We start from the raw sequence: 14,352 nt of genomic DNA, 5'->3' as shown, positions 1-14,352 counted from the left end.
CGGCCCTCCCTGTCGAGGGGGAGGGCCGCCGTCGTCGTCGTGTCACCCGGACCGTGACCGGCAATTATGTAGTTCGCTAAAGGAAATCGTATCTGATTGGCCGAAAACTGGTGACACGGCTCACATACTCCCCCTAGTATGCGTAACTACCGACCAATCGGTAAGTAAATCAGGGCGACCCCGTCCCCGACCCTCACGGGAGACTTCCATGAGTGCAAACACCGCCACGGCCCCGCAGGGCCATGAGATGACTCGCGAGGAGAAAAAGGTCCTCGCGGGCACGCTCGTCGGCACCACCATCGAGTGGTACGACTTCTTCATCTACGCGCAGGCAGCCGGCTTCATCCTGGCCACCCACTTCTTCAACCCGCTGGGCGAAGAGAGCGCGGCACTGGCCCAGGTCGTGTCTTGGGCTTCACTGGGCATCAGCTTCCTGTTCCGACCCCTCGGTGCCATTGCCGCCGGTCACATCGGCGACAAGTTCGGCCGCAAAGTGGTCCTGGTCCTCACCCTGGTTGGAATGGGTGGCGCCACAACACTGATCGGCCTGCTCCCCACCTATGCCACGATCGGCATCTGGGCGCCGATCATCCTGGTGGTACTGCGCATCCTGCAGGGCTTCTCTGCCGGCGGTGAATGGGGCGGCGCGGCCCTCATGTCCGTGGAACACGCACCGAACCACAAGCGCGGCCTGTTCGGCGCCTACCCCCAGATCGGTGTGCCGCTGGGCATGCTGCTGGCCACGGCGTTCATGTTCGTGATGACTTCCGCCCTGACCCCGGAACAGTTCGAGTCCTGGGGCTGGCGCGTGCCGTTCCTGTCCTCCGTGATCCTGATCGTGGTCGGCTATCTCATCCGCATGACCGTGGACGAGTCCCCGGTGTTCAAGGAGATGCAGCTGCGCCAGACCGAGTCCTCGGCTCCGCTGGGGCAGCTCATGAAGAACAACAAGCGCGAGGTCCTGCTCGCGGCCCTGATCTTCGCGGGCAACAACGCCGTCGGGTACATGGTGATCGCCTTCTTCGCCTCCTACGGCGCCAAGGTCCTCGGCATGCCGCGCACGGACACCCTGATCGCCTCCTTGATCGGCGGTCTCGGCTGGTTGATCTTCACGATGTTCGGCGGCTGGATCTCTGACCGCACCGGACGCCGCCTGACGTTCCAGATCGGCTACGTCCTGCTGATCCTGTGGTCCATCCCCATGTGGTTCCTGCTGAACACGGCATCCCTGCCGCTGTTCGCGGCCGCGATTTTCCTGCTGACCGTAGGCCTCGGCCCCTCGTACGGCCCGCAGTCCGCGATGTACGCCGAGATGTTCCCGGCCCGCGTGCGGTACTCCGGGGTGTCGATCGGCTACGCCTTCGGCTCCATCATCGGTGGCGCCTTCGCCCCGATGGTCGCCCAGCTGATCCTCAACAGGACCGGCCAGGGTTGGATGATCGGCATCTACATGGCCGCCATCAGCCTGCTCTCGCTGATCGCGGTGTCCTTCGTTCGCAAGTCCGACCAGGGTCGCGACCTGCACGTGGAAGAGGTGCACCAGGAGTACCTTTCGGAGCACCCGGAGTTCGTGGAGCAGAACCCGACCGCGGCCCACATGATCCTGGGCGAAGGAGCTGCCCGGGGGCCCGCCAGCGGCCGCAAGCACTGACGGGCCCGAACACCCGGACGTCCTGATTCCTTGCCCCCGATCGGGCGCGCGGTCACCGATCCCCCGATCGGCCCGCGCGCCCGCTCGTCGTTTGCCCCCGTCACCCCCGCCCCAGGACGCCCAGCCCGCAGACCGCTGGGCCGGGGGCCAGTGGACTGCGGGGCCGCCGTCGTCGAAAAGTGAATGCCCATTGACCGCGGGCGTGAGCCATGTCATGTTTATGTGAACGATCGGTCGGTAATTGTCGGCCGTCAAATCGTGTCAAGGCCACGTCAAGGAGGACCCGTGACCCAGATGCCCCAAGCTTTCCTCGTCGGAGGCGCCCGCACCCCCGTGGGCCGCTACGGAGGTGCTCTCTCGAGCGTCCGTCCGGACGACCTCGCCGCCCTGTGCATCCGCCGGGTGATCGAGGCCGCTGGGCTGGACCCCGCGGTCGTGGACGAGGTCATCCTGGGCAACGCCAACGGCGCCGGGGAGGAGAACCGCAACGTGGCCCGCATGGCGTGGCTGCTCAACGGCTACCCGGACACCGTCCCGGGCGTCACGGTGAACCGGCTGTGCGCATCAGGGATGTCCGCGATCACCATGGCGCAGCAGATGGTGGCCTCAGGGGCGGCCGAGGTCGTCGTCGCCGGTGGTGTGGAGTCCATGTCCCGCGCCCCCTGGGTCCAGGCCAAGCCCACCACCGCGTTCGCCAAGCCCGGCGAGTCCTTCGACACCTCGATCGGCTGGCGGTTCGTCAACCCCGCCTTTGCCTCCGGGGAACTCAGCCGCGACGGGAAGATGACCTTCTCCATGCCCGAGACGGCCGAGGAGGTCGCCCGGGTGGACAACATCGCCCGCGAGGACTGCGACGCCTTCGCGGCCCAGTCCCACGAAAAGGCACTGGCCGCCATCCGGGCGGGCAAGTTCGACGCCGAGATCGTCCCCGTCACCGTGCGTGACCGCAAGGGCCGCGAGACCGTGGTCGACACTGACGAGGGCCCCCGCGAGGGATCCACCACGGAGGTCCTGGCCAAGCTGCGTCCGGTCGTGGCCGGAGGTTCTGTAGTCACCGCCGGCAACTCCTCCTCACTCAACGACGGCGCATCGGCCGTCATCGTGGCCTCCGAGGCCGCGGTCGAGAAGTACGGGCTGCACGCCCGGGCGCGCGTCGTCCTGGGCGCTTCCGCGGGTCTTGCCCCCGAGATCATGGGACTGGGCCCCGTTCCCGCGTCCCAGAAGGCGCTCGAGCGTGCCGGGTGGACCGTGGAGGACCTGGGCGCGGTTGAGCTCAACGAGGCCTTCGCTACCCAGTCGCTGGGCTCCATGCGACGGCTGGGCCTGGACCCGGAGATCGTCAACCGCTGGGGCGGTGCCATCGCCCTGGGTCACCCGCTCGGATCCTCCGGATCGCGCATCGCGATCACGCTGCTCAACCGCATGGAGGACGAGAACGTCTCCCGCGGTCTGGCCACCATGTGCATCGGCGTGGGGCAGGGTGCCGCCCTGTTGCTGGAGAGGGTGTGATCGCGTGAGCACCGAGTTCACCGAGCAGGCCGGGGCTTTCGAAGCGTTGACCGTCACCCCCGGTCAGGACCGATTGAAGGTTCAGCTCAACCGGCCGGAGGTCCGCAACGCGATCGACGCGACCATGGTCGAGGAGCTGCACGCCGTGTGTGCCCACCTCGAGCGCGAGCCCAAGATCCTGATCCTGGCCGGGACTGAGGTCAACGGCAAGGGCGTCTTCGCCTCGGGCGCGGACATCGCGCAGCTGCGGGAACGACGACGCGCCGATGCCCTGCGCGGGGTCAACTCGCAGCTGTTCAACCGCATCGCCAAGTTGCCCATGCCGGTCATCGCCGCCCTGGACGGGTACGCGTTGGGCGGCGGGGCAGAACTGGCGTGGGCCGCGGACTTCCGCCTGGGTACGCCCGGGCTCAAGATCGGCCAGCCGGAGACCGGGCTGGGGATCATCGCCGCCGCCGGTGCGCTCTGGCGGATCAAGGAACTGGCCGGTGAGGCCGTGGCCAAGGAGATCCTGCTGGCCGGACGCATCCTCTCGGCGGAGGAGTCCCTGACCGCCGGCCTGATCTCCGAGATCCACGAACCCGCCGAGCTCGACGCCGCCGCGGACGCCCTGGCCGATCGGATCGGCAAGCAGGACCCGCTGGCGGTGCAGATCAGCAAGAAGGTCTTCCACATGCCGCGGGAGGCCCACCCCTACGTCGACGAACTGGCCCAGGCGATCCTCTTCGAATCCGAGGCCAAGTTCGATCGCATGCAGGCGTTCCTGGACCGTAAGAAGAAATAGCGAGGCAGACAGACATGACTGAACATCACGAACGCACGGTTCCGGCCACCGTCGGAGTGCTCGGTGGCGGACGGATGGGCGCCGGTATCGCCCACGGCTTCCTGATCTCGGGGGCGCGGGTCGTCGTCGTCGAGGTCTCCGCGGAGGCCGCCGTGACTGCCAAGGAACGGATCGAGTCCGACCTGGCCAAGTCCCTGGAGCGGGGCAAGCTCGACGGCAACTTGGACGAATGGGCCGAGCGTCTGACGGTGTCCGTGGACTACTCGGCCTTCCAGCCCTGCGAGCTGGTGGTCGAAGCCGTTCCGGAGCTGTGGGACCTCAAGGTCTCCAGCCTCAAGGCGATCGAGGAGAACATCGGGGAGTCGGCGTGGTTGGCATCGAACACGTCGTCGCTGTCCATCAACGGACTGGCCGGTGAGCTGCAGCGGCCCGAGCGCTTCTGCGGGCTGCACTTCTTCAACCCCGTGCCGGCTTCCAAGCTGGTCGAGGTCGTTCTGGGTGAGAAGACCTCCGAGGAACTCGCCGCCCTGGCGCTGACCTGGGTCCAGGGCCTGAACAAGACCCCGGTGACGGTCAACGACGCCCCGGGCTTCGCATCGTCCCGGTTGGGTGTGGCCATCGCGCTGGAGGCCATCCGCATGGTGGAGGACGGTGTGGCCTCCCCCGAGGACATCGACAACGCCATGGTCCTGGGCTACAAGTTCCCGGTGGGGCCGCTGGCGCTCACCGACATCGTGGGACTGGACGTACGGCTCGGCATCGCCGAGTACCTGGCCTCCGAGCTGGGCGAGCGCTTCGAGCCGCCGCAGCTCATGCGGGACATGGTGGCCCGCGGTGAGCTGGGCCGGAAATCCGGAAAGGGCTTTTACAGCTACTGACCTCCTACTCCCCCTCCCCTCTGCGCCGAGTTCGGGGTTGTTCCGGCTATTCGGTCGAATAGCCGGAACAACCCCGAACTCGGCCCTGAGGCGCTGCGGAAACCGCAGAATGTGCTCATGGACCACATCGAGATCCTGCTCACCTACCTGCAACGTGCCCGTGAAGCCCTGCTGTGGAAACTCGAGGGGTTGAGCGAGTACGACCTCCGCCGCCCCATGACGCCCACCGGAAGCAACCTCCTCGGAATCGTCAAACACGTCTCCGCCGTGGAGCAGGGGTACCTACGAGGCTGCTTCGGCCTTGAACTGACCTATCCCACGCCGTACCTGTCGTTCGAGGCCGAGCCCAACGAAGACATGTGGGTCACGCTCGACGAGTCCAGTCAGCAGATCGTCGATCAGTACCGTGCCGCAGCCACCGCCGACGACGACGCCGTCCGCTCCCTCGGGCTCGACGCCGTCGGGTATGTCCCCTGGTGGCCGGAGGCGGACCGGGAGCCCACCATGATGCGCCTGGTGACGCACGTCATCGCCGAAACCCACCGGCATGTCGGGCACGCCGATCTGCTGCGGGAAATGATCGACGGCGCTGCTGGCCTCGGCCCTCTGAACTCCAACCTGCCCGTGGACCCCACCCAGGATGCTGTCTGGTGGGCCGACTACGTGGAGAGGCTGGAGCAGCTGGCCCAGCAGGCCGACGGTCACAGCCGACCCCATCCCTCCCCTGCGCCGAGTTCGGGGTTCTTCCGCTTATTCGGTCGAATAGGCGGAACAACTCCGAACTCGACGGTGATGGTGAGGCTGTGGCGGTAACGGGGGGCGGGGTTGTCAGAGCATGGTGATGGCTGTTTCCGGGTCCTCCGCGCAGTCGGCGACGAAGCGGAGGAAGCCGCCGGCCGAGCCGCCGTCGCACACGCGGTGGTCGAAGGCCAGGGTCAACACCATGACTTTCCGGACGGCCAGCTCCTCGTCCACCACCCACGGTTTGGAGATCACTCGTCCCATCCCGAGGATCGCAGCCTCCGGGTGGTTGATGATCGGGGTGGCGCCGTCGGTTCCGAACACGCCGTAGTTGTTGATCGTGAAGGTCGAGCCGGAGAGCTCGGCCGTGGAGGCCCTCCCCGCGCGAGCCGTCTCGACCAGGTCCCCGAATGCTCCTTGCAGCGCTTCCACGCCCATGCCCTGGGCGTTGCGCACCACGGGAACCACCAGCCCGCGGTCGGTCTGCGCCGCGAACCCCAGGTTGACGTCCGCGAACCGCACGATCTCCTGCCCGTCCGGCCCCTCGTCCACACGCACGTTGAGCTCGGGGTGACGCATCAGGCCCGCCAACGCGAAGCGAGCCATGAACGCCATGAGCCCCGGCGCGCGACCGTTGCGTTCCTTGAGGCGCTCCCGCAACTCCACCAGCGGTGTGACGTCCACGTCCACCCAGATGGTGGCCTCCGGGATCTCCTGGCGGGAGCGCGTCATGGCCTGGCCGATGGTCTTCCGGATCCCCTTGACGGGCTGCCGTTCGGCAACGGTCAGACCCGTGCGGGCGTCCACGGTGTCACCGTATTCGGTCCGGGGCAGGGCTTGGTCGGTGCCACCAGCGGCCGACGCGGCATCGGCTGCAGCACCCGCAGCACAAACGGCATCGACGGCGGGCTGCGACTCGATCGCCCCGAGGATGTCCCGGCGCATGATCAGACCGCCCGGGCCGCTGCCGGCCAGGTCGCCCACCTCCACTCCGTGTTCACGGGCGAGCTTGCGTACCAGCGGGGAAGTCACCTTGGGAGCCAGGCGCGGGGCGTGGTTCATGGTGTCGTGGGTCTTCTGCGCACTGGTCTCGGTTCCGGTGGCCCAGCGACGACGTCGCCGGCGCCGCCCCGAACCCTCCGAGGTCCCGTAGCCGATCAAGACGTTCCCGGAGCCTTCTGACTCGTCGGAGGCATCGTCTGATGCAGCAGCGGTCTGCTCACCGGGGTCCTGGGACTCCGCGGGAACAGCCCCGGCCCGTTCCTCCTCGCGGTAGGACAGGGCGCCGTCGTCGTTGCCGTTGGCCGAGGAGGGTCCGTCCTCGCCGGTGTCCACGGAGATCAGGGGTTTGCCGACCTCCAGGGTTTCGCCGGTTCCGCCGTGCAGCGTGGTGACCACGCCCGCCCAGGGGCAGGGGACCTCGACCAGCGACTTGGCGGTCTCGACCTCGGCGATGGGCTGGTCGATCGCAACGGTGTCCCCTTCGGCGACGAGCCAGCGGACCAGGTCGGCCTCCGTGAGGCCTTCACCGAGGTCGGGGAGCAGGAATGTGCGGGGCATGTCAGTCCTCCCACTGCATGTCGTCAATGACGTCCAGGATGCGGTCCACGGAGGGCAGGTGATGCTCCTCCAGCTTGGGCGCGGGGTACGGGATGTCGAAGCCCGTCACGCGCCGCACGGGTGAGGCCAGCGAGTGGAAACACCGCTCCTGGATCCGCGCCACGAGCTCCGAAGCCACGGACGCAAAGCCCTGCGCCTCTGCCACCACCAACGCCCGACCGGTCTTCTCGACGGAGGCGCACACCGTGTCGTCGTCCAACGGGACGATGCTGCGCAGGTCGACCACCTCCGCGCTGACACCGTCCTCCGCGGCGGCCTCGGCGGCCTTGAGCGCGGTCGGGAGGGAGGGCCCGTAGGTCACCAGGGTCACGTCGGTCCCCTGACGGGCGACGACGGCGGAGCCCTCCCGGCGCTCGCCGCTCTCGTAGGTGGCGCGCAGGTCCTCCAGGTCAAGGTCGGCCTTGGACCAGTAGAGCTTCTTCGGTTCGAAGAACACCACCGGGTCCGGGCTGTCGATGGCTTCGCGGAGCATGAGGTAGGCGTCCTCGACCGTGCCGGGGACGTACACCTTGAGCCCCGGCGTGTGCGCGTAGTAGCCCTCCGAGGAGTCGCAGTGGTGCTCCACACCGCCCACTCCACCGCCGTAGGGGATGCGGACGGCCACGGGCAACTCCACGCGGCCGCGGGTACGGTTGTGCATCTTGGCCAGGTGGGAGGCCACCTGTTCGAAGGCCGGGTAGGCGAAGGCGTCGAACTGCATTTCGACCACGGGACGCATGCCGTTGAGGGCCATGCCGACGGCGGTACCCATGATTCCGGACTCGGCCAGCGGGGTGTCGAAGCACCGGTCGGTTCCGTAGCGGGCGGCCAGGCCGTCCGTCACGCGGAACACCCCGCCCAAGGTGCCGACGTCCTCCCCGAAGACCACGACGTCCTGGCGGGCCTCCAAGGAATGGGCCAGCGCGGCGTTGAGAGCCCCCGCGAACGTCAGCTTGGCGGGCTTTGCCGACTGTGCCGCCGGCTTGGTTTCGGTCACCGTGGTCATCGCGCACCCTCCTTGGCTGCCTGGTCGGCACGTCCCTCAGCGGCTTCGGCGGCCAGTTCCTCCGCCAGCCAGTCCCGCTGTTCCCTCAACTGCTGCGTGGGTTCGGAGAAGACGTGGTCGAACATCTCCAGCGGATCCGGGTTGACGTCCGCGTTCATCGCATCTCGCAAGGAAGCCGCGACGGTTTCGCAGTGCTCCGAGACTCGTGCGGCCGCAGCCTCGTCCAGCACGCCCTTGTCCCGCAGGTAGGTCTCCATGCGCAGGACCGGGTCCTTGGCGGCCCACTCCTTGACCTCTTCGCGTTCGCGGTAGCGGGTGTCGTCGTCGGCGTTGGTGTGGGCCTGCATGCGGTAGGTGTGCGCTTCGACCAGCAGCGGGATGCGCTCGGTGCGGGCCAGGTCGACGGCGCGGCGAAGGGCGGCCATGAGCGCCACCAGGTCGTTGCCGTCCACCCGCTCCCCGGCCATTCCGTAGCCCACAGCCTTGTGCGCCAGGGTAGGTGCGGCCGACTGACGGGCCAGCGGGACGGAGATCGCGTAGCCGTTGTTCTGCACGAAGAACACGACCGGCAGGCGGAACACGGCGGCGAAGTTCAGGGCCTCGTGGAAGTCGCCTTCGGAGGTGGCGCCGTCGCCGCACATCGCCAGGACCACGGTGTCCTCGCCGCGCAGAACTGCCGCGTGCGCGGCACCGACGGCGTGGAGCAACTGCGTGGTCAACGGGGTGGCCTGCGCGGCCGTCTTGTGTTCCTTGGGGTCGTAGCCGCAGTGCCAGTCACCGCGGAAGGAGACCATCACGTCCAGGGGGTCCACGCCCTTGGAGATCACGGCCACGGTGTCCCGGTAGGTGGGGAACAGCCAGTCGTTGTCCTCGAGGCACATGGCGGCGGCGACCTGGCAGGCCTCCTGCCCGTGGCTGGACGGGTAGACGGCGAGGCGGCCCTGGCGGACCAGCGCTGTGTTCTGGTCGTTGACCCGACGCCCGACCATCAGCCGCTCGTAGGCCTCCAGCAGGACCTCGTCGGAGGGGATCGGGTACTCGTGTCCGGGGCCCGTGCCCTGCTGCTCGGCGGGGAGGAGAGTGCCCTCCGGGCTGAGCATGCGGATCTCACGCTCGGCCGGAAGCATGTAGTCCTCGGGGCTGATCCCCATCTGGGAACTGACCCGTTCCACCGGGGTCAGTTCTTGCCGGGCCGGTGGGATCGGGGGCCCGACGGGGGTGTCGATCGACTCGGACACGGTCTCCTCCTGGACGTTTCGGCCACCCGAGGGCGGCGGGATGCTGATGCTCTCCGTCCAGGGAGTCTGAGGTACGACGACGAACCGTCTCCATCTTTTTTGTAATTGCAGGACGTTCTGGACCTATAGAGGTCTCTCGATGGACACTCTGTATGGAGTGACCCGCATCACCCACCTGATGTCCACGGACCCACCGGCCACCCGTCCGCACTGTCCCCGCCCCATCGCCCACCCGAGGAGTGCCACCCATGCCGCCCACCCGCCGTCGTCCACCGGCCGACCATTCACGGAACCCGAACCTGGACGAGGTCGACCGGCAGCTCCTGGACGAACTGGCGCGCGACGGCAGGCAGTCCATCACCACGTTGGCCGGGGCGGTGCACATCTCACGCGCCCAGGCCTACGAACGCGTGGCCCGACTCCGCGACGGCGGAATCCTCAAGGGCTTCACGACCGTGGTGGATCCGCCGCGCGCAGGACTGGGCACGTCGGCCTACCTGACGGTCAAGCTCAAACAGAACTCCTGGCGAGAGCTCGAGCAGGCCCTGGACGCGGTCCCCGCGGTGGAGCACGTGGCGCTGGTGGGCGGGCAGTTCGACGTCGTCGTGCTGGTGCGCGCGCGGGACTCCCGGGAGCTACGGGACGTGGTCTTCGAACACATCCAACCCCTGCCGTTCGTCCTGGAGACCCAGACGCACCTGGTCTTCGAAGAACGCCAGTACCCCAGGAAACTGACCCGCTGACCGCCCGCCCCTCCTGCCCGCCCCCGCCGAACCCTCTCGAAACTCGCCCATCAGGCCCTGATCCGGGAGTTTCGCGAGGGTTCGGCGGGAGATCAGGCCGGGATCTCGCCCTTCTTCAGGAAGTTCGTGATGCGGGCGGTGCACAGGCGGGTGCCGTCCTCGTGGGTGAGGATCACCTCGTGCGTGGTGGTGGAGCCACCCAGGTGAATGGCGGTGGCGGTGACCGTGACCGTGCCGGAACGTCGCGACTGGTGGTGGGTCGCGTTGATCTCCAGTCCCACCGCGACCTTGCCCATAGTGGAGCCGTGAATCACGGCGGCCCAGGACCCGGCGGCCTCGGCCAGCGCGACCATTGCCCCGCCGTGCAGGAGGCCGAAGGACTGCCGATTGCCTTCGATCGGTGCGGTGATGACCACCCGTTCAGCCGACTGTTCAAGGACCTTCACGCCCATGCGTTCATCCAGCTCACCGAGCTTGATGGTCCAGGGCTGCGGCTGGTCAGAGGCTGGGGACACGGCTTCTCCTGACAACTTGGCTCCCTCGGTAGAGCGGGTGCGATCAACGGAGCTCAGCACACAAGGGTGTGGCCCAGCTCTCAGGATCAGGTTATAGTCACAATAACTGACCGAACAGTCAGAATATCGTGATCCGTCGGAAGGAGCTCCCGTGAGCCAGTCTGTGTCCGAGAGCGCAACCGCTGCCGCCCATTCCCCCAGCATCCTGCCCAGCTACCTCCAGGGCACCTGGTGGGCCCCGGAGAACCCGCAGCGCACCACCGACGTTCTGGACGCGGTCACGGGGGAGGTCGTCACCCGGGTCAGCACGGAAGGCATGGACCTCCCGGGCGCGATCGAGCACGCACGTACGGTCGGTCAGCGCAGTCTTGGGGAGCTGACCATCCATGAGCGTGCCCTCAAGCTCAAGGAACTCGCGCTGTTCCTCTCGGAGCACAAGAAGGAGCTGTACCAGATCTCCTTCCGCACCGGCGCCACGCAGCGCGACCACTACATCGACATCGACGGCGGCATCGGCACCCTGTTCACGTTCTCGTCCAAGGGCCGGCGCGAACTGCCCAACGCAAACGTGATCGTCGACGGCCAGGTGGAGCCGCTGTCCCCCGACGGCACGTTCATCGGCGAGCACATCTACACGCGCCTGCCGGGTGTGGCGGTGCAGATCAACGCCTTCAACTTCCCGGTCTGGGGCATGCTCGAGAAGTTCGCGCCGTCGTTCATCGCCGGGATGCCCACGATCGTGAAGCCGGCCACCCCCACGGGTTACGTCACGGAGGCCTGCGTACGCCTCATGGTCGATTCCGGAGTGCTCCCGGAGGGTTCGATCCAGTTGGTCTCCGGCTCGGCCCGCGACCTCCTGGACCACCTGGACTACCGCGACCACGTGGCGTTCACCGGTTCCGCGGGCACCGCCCAGACCCTGCGCGAGCACCCGAACGTCCTGCAGAACGGGGTCCGCTTCACCGCGGAGACCGATTCGCTGAACGCCGCGATCCTGGGCCCGGACGCCACCCCGGAGACCCCCGAGTTCGACGCCTTCATCAAGTCGGTGGTCCTGGAGATCACCGCCAAGGCCGGTCAGAAGTGCACGGCCATCCGCCGGACGATCGTGCCGAACGCGCAGGTCGACGCCGTCGTCGAAGCCCTCAACGCGCGTATCACCGAGCGCGCGGTCCTGGGCGACCCCTCGGAGAAGACGACGACGGTCGGCGCCCTGGCATCCTTCGACCAGCAGGCGGAGGTCGGCAAGGCCGTGGACCGGTTGATCTCCGCGGGCGGCACCGTTCGGGTGGGTGGCCCTGATGGGCCCAAGCCCGAGCGGGGAGCCTACTTCCCGGTCACGGTGCTGTCCTTCGACGACGCCCGTACCCCCGAGGTCCATTCGGTCGAGGCCTTCGGCCCCGTGACCTCCGTGCTGGGCTACGGCAGCGTGGAGGAAGCCATCGAGCTGGCTGCGCTGGGTTCCGGCTCCCTGGTGGCCACCGTCTGCACCCATGATCCCGAGCTCGCTCGGCAGTTCGCCGTCGGCATCGGCGCGCACCACGGCCGCCTGCTGTTCCTGGACCGCGACGACGCCAAGACCTCCACCGGTCACGGCTCGCCCATGCCGCACCTGGTCCACGGTGGCCCGGGGCGTGCCGGCGGCGGTGAGGAACTCGGCGGCATCCGCGCGGTCAAGCACTACATGCAGCGCACTGCCGTGCAGGGTTCCCCCGACCTGCTGACCGGCGTCACGGGTGTGTGGCACCAGGGTGCCGCGGCGAACGTGGCCACGCGCGCCGCCGTCGAGGCCGGGGAGGCCGAACACCCGTTCCGCAAGTCCCTGGAGACGCTGCGGATCGGTGACCAGTTCGCCTCCGACCTGCGGACCGTGACGCTGCAGGACATCACGGACTTCGCCAACGAGACGGGCGACACCTTCTACGCCCACACCGACGAGGAGGCCGCCACGGCCAACCCGTTCTTCCCGCGGCGCGTGGCCCACGGCTATCTGCTGGTCTCCTGGGCAGCCGGCCTGTTCGTCGAGCCGGCCCCGGGGCCCGTGCTGGCCAACTACGGGCTGGAGAACCTGCGGTTCATCACCCCGGTCACCTACGACGACGCCATCCGCGTGACCCTGACCGCCAAGCAGATCACCCCGCGCGTCACCGACGAATACGGCGAGGTCCGCTGGGACGCCGTGTTGCACAACCAGAACGACGAGATCGTGGCCCAGTACGACGTCCTGACCCTGGTGGCCAAGACCTGGCCGATGCCGGAGGTCGAGGAGGCAGACGCCACGGCAGACGTCGGCGCAGACGCCACGGCCTGACGCCGCGGCGCCCGCGCCCTGCGGTGCACAACATCCGGACCAGACAGCGCCCGGTCACGTCCGAGAGGAAGTGACCGGGCGCTGTGGTGCAGGTTTGCTGGACTACGAGCTCCGGGGCGCCGCAAGCACCAGTCCACGCACGGCGTACCCGGCCACCACGTCCTCCCACTCGATCCGCGGGGTGGACCGTAACGTCACGTCGCGGCGGAACAGGCGGTCCAGGAAGATCTCCGACTCCAGGATCGCGATCGAGTTCCCGGGGCAGCGATGCACCCCGTCCCCGAAGGCCATGACCTCCGGGCGCACCCCGCGGGGTAGGTCGCGTCCGGGACACAGTGATTCGGCGTCGTCCCCGAGCTGCCGGGCGTCCGAGTTCGCCTGGCGGATGTAGAGCTGCAGCCGCGACCCCGCGGGGATCAGGTGTTCCGTACCCGTCGAGTCGACGAGGGGCAGGTCGTCCCGGACCCGGCGGTAGAGATGACCCACCACGGGTTCCAGGCGCAGGATCTCGTGGAGAATCGCACGTCGCCCGGCGGAATCCGCCGAGAGGAACCGCTGCCGCAGATCCTGCTTCTCCAGCAGGTGCCACGCGGCCATCTGCAGGAACTCCCGCGTGGTCACCATGCCCGCGGCACCGTAGGTCAGGCACTCCATGAGGATCTCCAGCTCGGAGTAGCCCTCACCGATCAGATGGGTGATGACGTCGTCGGGCGCGGTGGCTCCCCCCTGGCCCGCTGTTTCCAAGGCGACGCGGTGGGCGCGGATGGCCGGGCGCACGTCCTTGAGAAAGAACCACCCCAGCTTCGCCGCCTGCTGTGCATGATCCGGGGCGGACCGTACCCGGGCCCACCAGCTCTCGGGCAGCTCGCCGAGCATGGAGTCAGGCTGGTCGAAGAAGCCCGCCAGCCGCCGCGCCATCCGCTCCTGGTCGGAGGCCGTCAGCCCGATCACCCGGGCGGCCACCTGGGTGGAGAAGTGCAACGCGATGTCGCTGAGGTCGTGCGGCTGGCCGTCGTCGAACTGCGCCAGGAACGCATCGGCCCGCTGACTGACCAGGTCGCGGTAGTCCCGGTCCACCACGGCGGGCGCGAAGAATCGCGCGATCTTGCTGCGCTGCTCCCGGTGCGCGGGACCATCGGCGTAGAGCACGGGCCATCGCTTCAGCGGCAGGGACCGCATGGCGGCCTCGACGGCGAACCCGGACTGCTTGGTGGCGCCACCGGCCCGCAGGATCTCACGCACCAGGGCCAGGGAGCGGATGTGCCACTGGCCGTCGCGCTCCTCGACCTCCGGCAGGGGCGTCTCACCAGCGGGCAGGGCCTTGCGGTCCACCGCATCGCGCGGAGCTGGCGAGTGGGGACACCCTGTCATGGCGCG

At 68.2% G+C, this 14,352-nt stretch carries 12 protein-coding genes; 7 read left to right on the top strand and 5 right to left on the bottom strand.

Annotated elements, in window-relative coordinates; translation table 11 throughout:
- Nucleotides 1-208 precede the first annotated feature (208 nt).
- The 5 genes from GWK18_RS10620 to GWK18_RS10600 all read left to right on the top strand — a co-directional run bounded on the left by GWK18_RS10620 (nt 209) and on the right by GWK18_RS10600 (nt 5,635).
- On the top strand, nt 209-1,651 hold the full coding sequence (locus GWK18_RS10620; protein ID WP_166835151.1) for an MFS transporter: 1,443 nt from the start codon (nt 209-211) through the stop codon (nt 1,649-1,651).
- 294 nt (nt 1,652-1,945) lie between these two features.
- Nucleotides 1,946-3,160, top strand: a complete 1,215-nt coding sequence (locus tag GWK18_RS10615; RefSeq protein WP_166835169.1) for an acetyl-CoA C-acyltransferase — start codon at nt 1,946-1,948, stop codon at nt 3,158-3,160.
- A gap of 4 nt (nt 3,161-3,164) precedes the next feature.
- Nucleotides 3,165-3,944, top strand: coding sequence for an enoyl-CoA hydratase/isomerase family protein (locus tag GWK18_RS10610; RefSeq protein WP_348535929.1), 780 nt, complete (start codon nt 3,165-3,167; stop codon nt 3,942-3,944).
- Between the two features lie 14 nt (nt 3,945-3,958).
- Nucleotides 3,959-4,822, top strand: coding sequence for a 3-hydroxyacyl-CoA dehydrogenase family protein (locus tag GWK18_RS10605; protein ID WP_166835149.1), 864 nt, complete (start codon nt 3,959-3,961; stop codon nt 4,820-4,822).
- A gap of 117 nt (nt 4,823-4,939) precedes the next feature.
- Nucleotides 4,940-5,635 carry a DinB family protein gene (locus GWK18_RS10600; RefSeq protein WP_166835147.1) on the top strand — a complete coding sequence of 232 codons (696 nt, stop codon included), beginning with the start codon at nt 4,940-4,942 and terminating at the stop codon, nt 5,633-5,635.
- A gap of 15 nt (nt 5,636-5,650) precedes the next feature.
- Here the strand turns inward: GWK18_RS10600 and GWK18_RS10595 are convergent, their stop codons facing one another.
- Genes GWK18_RS10595 through pdhA form a run of 3 tightly spaced genes read right to left on the bottom strand, consistent with a single transcriptional unit; the run spans nt 5,651 to nt 9,319 of the window.
- On the bottom strand, nt 5,651-7,123 hold the full coding sequence (locus GWK18_RS10595; RefSeq protein WP_166835145.1) for a dihydrolipoamide acetyltransferase family protein: 1,473 nt from the start codon (nt 7,121-7,123) through the stop codon (nt 5,651-5,653).
- A gap of 1 nt (nt 7,124) precedes the next feature.
- On the bottom strand, nt 7,125-8,168 hold the full coding sequence (locus GWK18_RS10590) for a transketolase C-terminal domain-containing protein (protein ID WP_166835143.1): 1,044 nt from the start codon (nt 8,166-8,168) through the stop codon (nt 7,125-7,127).
- On the bottom strand, nt 8,165-9,319 hold the full coding sequence (pdhA, locus tag GWK18_RS10585) for a pyruvate dehydrogenase (acetyl-transferring) E1 component subunit alpha (protein ID WP_123823730.1): 1,155 nt from the start codon (nt 9,317-9,319) through the stop codon (nt 8,165-8,167). Before pdhA ends, GWK18_RS10590 begins: the two co-directional genes overlap by 4 nt.
- A 335-nt stretch (nt 9,320-9,654) precedes the next feature.
- Between pdhA and GWK18_RS10580 the strand changes: the two genes are divergently transcribed.
- The gene (locus GWK18_RS10580; protein ID WP_123823625.1) at nt 9,655-10,149 is read left to right on the top strand and encodes an Lrp/AsnC family transcriptional regulator; all 495 of its coding nucleotides are present in this window, start codon (nt 9,655-9,657) and stop codon (nt 10,147-10,149) included.
- A 92-nt stretch (nt 10,150-10,241) separates the two neighbouring features.
- Here the strand turns inward: GWK18_RS10580 and GWK18_RS10575 are convergent, their stop codons facing one another.
- Nucleotides 10,242-10,601, bottom strand: a complete 360-nt coding sequence (locus GWK18_RS10575) for a PaaI family thioesterase (protein ID WP_123823732.1) — start codon at nt 10,599-10,601, stop codon at nt 10,242-10,244.
- A 214-nt stretch (nt 10,602-10,815) separates the two neighbouring features.
- On the opposite strand from GWK18_RS10575, the gene paaZ reads away from it, so the two are divergent.
- Entirely contained in the window at nt 10,816-12,975 is a 2,160-nt protein-coding gene (gene paaZ, locus GWK18_RS10570; protein WP_348535928.1) for a phenylacetic acid degradation bifunctional protein PaaZ, read from the top strand.
- Nucleotides 12,976-13,077: 102 nt separating this feature from the next.
- Here paaZ and GWK18_RS10565 read toward each other — a convergent pair whose 3' ends face one another.
- Nucleotides 13,078-14,346 (bottom strand): cytochrome P450, encoded by a 1,269-nt coding sequence (locus GWK18_RS10565; protein WP_166835141.1) that lies wholly within the window; start codon nt 14,344-14,346, stop codon nt 13,078-13,080.
- Between the last annotated feature and the right edge of the window lie 6 nt (nt 14,347-14,352).

It is taken from the genome of Kocuria sp. JC486, assembly GCF_011602805.1.
GTDB classification, from domain to species: Bacteria; Actinomycetota; Actinomycetes; order Actinomycetales; family Micrococcaceae; genus Kocuria; species Kocuria soli.
This window is presented reverse-complemented; position numbering and strand designations above follow the sequence as displayed.

Excerpts from the sequence above, each read along its gene's own strand:
- GWK18_RS10620 (WP_166835151.1), top strand. The coding sequence starts at position 209 with ATGAGTGCAAACACCGCCACGGCCCCGCAGGGCCATGAGATGACTCGC.
- GWK18_RS10615 (WP_166835169.1), top strand. The coding sequence starts at position 1,946 with ATGCCCCAAGCTTTCCTCGTCGGAGGCGCCCGCACCCCCGTGGGCCGC.
- GWK18_RS10605 (WP_166835149.1), top strand. The coding sequence starts at position 3,959 with ATGACTGAACATCACGAACGCACGGTTCCGGCCACCGTCGGAGTGCTC.
- GWK18_RS10600 (WP_166835147.1), top strand. The coding sequence starts at position 4,940 with ATGGACCACATCGAGATCCTGCTCACCTACCTGCAACGTGCCCGTGAA.
- GWK18_RS10595 (WP_166835145.1), bottom strand. The coding sequence starts at position 7,123 with ATGCCCCGCACATTCCTGCTCCCCGACCTCGGTGAAGGCCTCACGGAG.
- GWK18_RS10590 (WP_166835143.1), bottom strand. The coding sequence starts at position 8,168 with ATGACCACGGTGACCGAAACCAAGCCGGCGGCACAGTCGGCAAAGCCC.
- pdhA (WP_123823730.1), bottom strand. The coding sequence starts at position 9,319 with ATGGGGATCAGCCCCGAGGACTACATGCTTCCGGCCGAGCGTGAGATC.
- GWK18_RS10580 (WP_123823625.1), top strand. The coding sequence starts at position 9,655 with ATGCCGCCCACCCGCCGTCGTCCACCGGCCGACCATTCACGGAACCCG.
- GWK18_RS10575 (WP_123823732.1), bottom strand. The coding sequence starts at position 10,601 with ATGGGCGTGAAGGTCCTTGAACAGTCGGCTGAACGGGTGGTCATCACC.
- GWK18_RS10565 (WP_166835141.1), bottom strand. The coding sequence starts at position 14,346 with ATGACAGGGTGTCCCCACTCGCCAGCTCCGCGCGATGCGGTGGACCGC.